Source organism: Escherichia sp. TW14182 (assembly GCF_000208525.1).
Lineage (GTDB): Bacteria > Pseudomonadota > Gammaproteobacteria > Enterobacterales > Enterobacteriaceae > Escherichia > Escherichia ruysiae.
Genome location: NZ_AEJZ01000327.1, coordinates 1 through 4555, shown reverse-complemented (window position 1 = coordinate 4555; position 4555 = coordinate 1). Strand labels below are relative to the sequence as shown.

General features: G+C 38.6%; 6 protein-coding genes. 1 reads left to right on the top strand and 5 read right to left on the bottom strand.

Going from position 1 to position 4555, the window contains the following annotated elements:
- Positions 1-36 precede the first annotated feature (36 nt).
- The 4 genes from EQY_RS0121035 to EQY_RS0121020 all read right to left on the bottom strand — a co-directional run bounded on the left by EQY_RS0121035 (position 37) and on the right by EQY_RS0121020 (position 2914).
- Entirely contained in the window at positions 37-411 is a 375-nt protein-coding gene (locus EQY_RS0121035) for a hypothetical protein (protein WP_000997176.1), read from the bottom strand.
- A 460-nt stretch (positions 412-871) separates the two neighbouring features.
- Positions 872-1147, bottom strand: a complete 276-nt coding sequence (locus EQY_RS26970) for a hypothetical protein (RefSeq protein WP_071883304.1) — start codon at positions 1145-1147, stop codon at positions 872-874.
- Positions 1148-1158: 11 nt separating this feature from the next.
- Positions 1159-1446: a hypothetical protein gene (locus EQY_RS0121025; protein WP_001224828.1), complete on the bottom strand. Its 288-nt coding sequence runs from the start codon at positions 1444-1446 to the stop codon at positions 1159-1161.
- A 1264-nt stretch (positions 1447-2710) separates the two neighbouring features.
- Entirely contained in the window at positions 2711-2914 is a 204-nt protein-coding gene (locus EQY_RS0121020) for a helix-turn-helix transcriptional regulator (RefSeq protein ID WP_000140095.1), read from the bottom strand.
- 716 nt (positions 2915-3630) lie between these two features.
- Here EQY_RS0121020 and EQY_RS0121015 point away from each other — a divergent pair.
- Positions 3631-4317, top strand: a complete 687-nt coding sequence (locus EQY_RS0121015) for an SOS response-associated peptidase (protein ID WP_000334553.1) — start codon at positions 3631-3633, stop codon at positions 4315-4317.
- Here EQY_RS0121015 and EQY_RS0121010 read toward each other — a convergent pair.
- The coding region (locus EQY_RS0121010; RefSeq protein WP_000485996.1) for a DUF4113 domain-containing protein at positions 4294-4555 on the bottom strand (262 nt) is incomplete at its 5' end. The genes EQY_RS0121015 and EQY_RS0121010 overlap by 24 nt on opposite strands.

The window sequence follows — 4555 nt, the reverse complement described above, 5'->3', positions numbered from 1 at the left end:
TAATACAAAGTATTACCATTGCTACAGACATAATCATCATAATATTCTTTTCTCCCTGCCTAAAAATCTAAATAGTGTATTATAAGAACCTACTAATGAGATATCTTCAAACCACAATATAATATTTTCAGCTAAAGCAACCTTAGCCCTATTTGATAATTTATTTATTATCTCCACTACTTCGTTTAGATCTTTTATTTCAACATCTATATTTGCTTCATCTCTTGCCTCAGCTAAAAAATAGATACTCGCTTCAAGATAATACCTTAAATAATCCAAGTCATAATGTTCATATTTCACAAACTCTTTTTTTGTGTCATCATCACCCAGTATGGCATTAGTTAAATATTGATAATGCTCAAATAAAATCTTCCCATCTATGTTATTTATAAAATTCAAATCATCATTCATTTTAAATACTCCTATAATATTAAACTGTATGGTTTGCCGCCAACCCTTGATAGGGTGATTAGGCGGAAGGGTAGATCTTTTTTCAACCCTCCGAACGAAGTGAGAGGGGGCAATCCGAAGGATTGGGTAAATAGCGGATACGCTATTACACCTTGCCTCAGTTTCCGAAAGCTAAAAAATAAAAGCTGAACTCAACTGATATTTAAATAAATAACCGATCTAAAAAACTAGTCAATAGCGGCTACATAAATAAATACACTGCACGATAAATAAAATGCAAATAAAAGATAGGGTAAATAATATATTGTCTTTATGGCAACTTTGGGGGCAAATCGTCAAGGGCTAAATCGTGGGGTCCCGCTTGCGGGTTCCGATTTAGTGCTTGATGATATAGAGGAGGAAATAAAATTTATATGGGTGATGGTTCGACACTTCGAGCCATCACCTTGGAAGACGTATTTTACATTCTCCTTCTGAAAGAAATCCTGTCAGAAAAAGCCAACTTGCTAATAATAAACCCAACAATCGCAATGACAAATAAACTAATATTACCAGCCATTATTCCTGAACTCATACCGATCAAAACTGATAATATTAAGGTGCTGAATACTATTAAAAATACACACCAACCCGGCGGAGCACCGTATAATACAGTTGCTTGACATCCAGTGCATACGTGAACCCCTTTCTGACTTTCTTTTAGACAGTATGGGCATTGAATGGTATTATTTTCCATTTCCTACTCCTCTAATCTTTCTTAAAAACCGCACCTTGGTAAACAACTCCATCTTTGACTTTTTCGATTTTAAAAGTCCAAGATCCGAGATTTTTGTTTTGCGTTTTGGCGATATAGATGGGTTTCTTGCTTTCATCCCAGCTTTTAACGGTAAAAACACCATCGCGAAACTTGATCACATCTTTCTGAATATCAAGCCTGACGCCGAACTGTTGATTAACATAGTTGCCATAGATGCCATCATCACCGCAACCCGACAAAATGGCAGCCAGACCTGCCACTAACATAAATTTGCGCATACCTTTTCCTTCACCAATAGCACAGATCTACGATTGATCTGCAAACGTCTTAGAATTCAATTATTTTCATAGTTCGTCATATCGTTTGTACCGATCGAAAATCACACCGTGATAGTTTATAACTATCACAAACAAATTATCGATCGTTTATATCAATTAAACACCGATCGATCTGGTATCATTTGATTGTCAAAAACTATCAATATCTAATTATCGATCTTTTATACCGATCTATTCCTGTTAAGGATTTGTATCTCGAACGGACAACAGCGGGAAAATTTCTATGATGGGATATCTGGCGCGAGACTTTTTTTTATATCTTTTATATATGGTTTTCTTTTTACTTTATTAGGCTTCGCCCTATATATTTTTTAGATCTAGCTCTACTTTATATTTTATTGGTGCCATAAAACAAGGCACCTTTGCTATAAACAAAAACAGCCTTACTGAGAGTTATATACTGCCTTGTGTTCGCCCCCGAAAAGGGGACTTCATCCAAGGCTTCGCCTCCTGAAATTTTCAACTGATTTTGTTGAAAATATATCAAGATTGGCGAAAACCAAGATGAAAAATATGACTTCACCCAAGTTGATCTGGCTTAAAGCTCTACATCGTTTCCAATGTAGGACACCCTACGACACCCCCAGATTCGTTCATGCAGATTAATGTATTGTTATCCCCTATTTATGCTGTAAACAAAGGTAGGGCTTTCTCATAGCTATTCCATATACAACTTCACTTATCTGTTTAGAACTTCGCTTCGGGTTGGTATTACGTCGCTTCCCCTTCTATACCTACAACCAACAAAACATACGGACATCTCTTATTAGCGACTCGCGCTCAATTGCTCCACATATGTAGACCTGATACAAAGGTTTATAATTTGATTGCTTTCGAGGACATTAAAGATTCTGGAAGTGGTATTTAAAAGACTTGTAAAAAGCTCAGATTTAGATTTGACAAATATGAAAAGATTATTTAATACTTTATTATATTTGTAATCACGTTAATCCTCTAACTGATTACAAGACTTAAAAAAGTCAGCGAAAACTTTTTTAGTCCTTAAAAAGTCAGATTTAAAATCTGGCTTTTTTTGTATCTTTACTTTTTATAGATCTTATATTTTAATAGTCAATAGAAATAAAGAAATATTTCACAGCATCATTATTAATGCTGAAATAAATGAAGGTCAGATATACATCTGACCTTTAGTTTAATATGGGTTTATTATTCATACTTGGCCCTAAACGCTCTACAAACCAAATCACGCTGCTTTATTACGAGACGAGTAAATCATTTGGTCAATCCACTCATCAACTTCACTTTCTACGAACCTTACTGCTCGATCGCCAAGTTTTATTGGAGCAGGGAATTGTCCACGACTGATCAATCGGTAAATCCAAGCTTTACAAAATCCGGTTCTTTCCAGCACTTCAGGCAGACGGATAAATCTTTTTCTTTCTGTCATACATTTCTCCATTGTCGTTTGATGGATGCAGTATCTTCAGATCGCTTATGGCGATCAACTATCAAAAAGCACGAATTGATCAAGAGATGGTGTTTTTTTAGTCAGATTTATGAAGGGTGTTTTGAAAGCAAGCCAGCATAGGCTTTGGAGGACTTTTACAAAAAGTGCTATTTTTTGGGTCTATGTAAATTTTTTTAATAAATAATTACTTATCAATGAGTTAAGTTATTTGTGATTTAATTCCGTACTATCCCCCTTTATAATTCTTGTTTAGCACTTTGAGAAGACTTACTTAGAAGTAAGAACTTGCATACGGGAAATAGCCTCTGGATAAGAAAGGCTATGTTTCGTGAGTTCAACTCCTCAACGTCAGTAGTATCCAAGATTTTAGCTTTGGAATAAGTAAAATCTGTAATGACGCCTTTTTTTAGGACCCTTTATTGAACCCCTAATGAATCAAGATACAAAAATAACAATAAAAATCATATCGTTGAAAAATAAAGCACAGGGACGCCAGCCAATCATGATTGGACGGTGTAAGGACAACACCAACAAAAACAGGAAGTTAGCAGTCTCAGCAGGACACCGACCAGACGGTGAGGAGACAAAAAAGGATACGCAAAGGAGCCGCAGCTCCCTAATGACATGAAAGCCCGCAGATGCGGGCTTTTCTTTGTCTCGACCCTATACTTTCAGTCTGGTTACTGGAGGTTTCTATGTGCGGACGTTTCGCCCAATCAATGACGCGTGAAGACTATCTTGCCCTATTATCAGAAGAATCAGAGCGTGATATCCCATACGACCCCGAACCAATAGATCGCTTCAACGTTGCTCCGGGAACTAAAGTACTATTGTTAAGCGAACGAGACGAGCGGTTGCATCTTGATCCTGTGTTCTGGGGATATGCGCCCGAATGGTGGAATAAACCTCCGCTGATTAACGCGCGTGTAGAAACCGCCGCAACCAGTCGGATGTTTAAAGCGCTCTGGCAGCATGGTCAGGCAATCTGTTTTGCTGATGGCTGGTTTGAGTGGAAAAAAGGCGGTGACATAAAACAACCTTACTTCATTCATCGCAAAGATGGTCAACCCATTTTTATGGCAGCAATTGGCTGTTCCCCGTTCACACGCGGCGATGAGGCAGAAGGTTTTCTGATAGTCACCGCTGCAGCAGATAAAGATCTTGTTGATATTCATGACCGCCGACCTCTTGTTCTGTCGCCAGAAGCAGCCCGTGAATGGATGCGACAGGACATTGGCAGCAAAGAGGCGACAAAGATTGCAACTGATGGCAGCGTTTCGGGTGACCATTTCACCTGGCATCCGGTATCACGGGCGGTGGGTAATGTTAAAAATCAGGGATCAGCGTTAATCGCGCGTTTACCTGACACAAAGCAGATCTGAGGCTCGTGTTGTATATCTTGGTGACAACATCCCACGCTGCATCTTCCACTGTTGCTGGATACCCTGTCCGGCAAAATAGAGCGTTCCACGACCTTCTCTGCCATTGAGCATATCAAGCACAGCCATCAACTTTTCACTACCAGGGCGCGGTGCGTTTTCATCAAAAAGATTAAGCTGTGCCACACCGCAACTGAAAAAATCACCAAGCATTACCCCTGCTTTCTGGTAGCGATATCCC

Excerpts from the sequence above, each read along its gene's own strand:
- EQY_RS0121035 (WP_000997176.1), bottom strand. The coding sequence starts at position 411 with ATGAATGATGATTTGAATTTTATAAATAACATAGATGGGAAGATTTTA.
- EQY_RS26970 (WP_071883304.1), bottom strand. The coding sequence starts at position 1,147 with ATGGAAAATAATACCATTCAATGCCCATACTGTCTAAAAGAAAGTCAG.
- EQY_RS0121025 (WP_001224828.1), bottom strand. The coding sequence starts at position 1,446 with ATGCGCAAATTTATGTTAGTGGCAGGTCTGGCTGCCATTTTGTCGGGT.
- EQY_RS0121020 (WP_000140095.1), bottom strand. The coding sequence starts at position 2,914 with ATGACAGAAAGAAAAAGATTTATCCGTCTGCCTGAAGTGCTGGAAAGA.
- EQY_RS0121015 (WP_000334553.1), top strand. The coding sequence starts at position 3,631 with ATGTGCGGACGTTTCGCCCAATCAATGACGCGTGAAGACTATCTTGCC.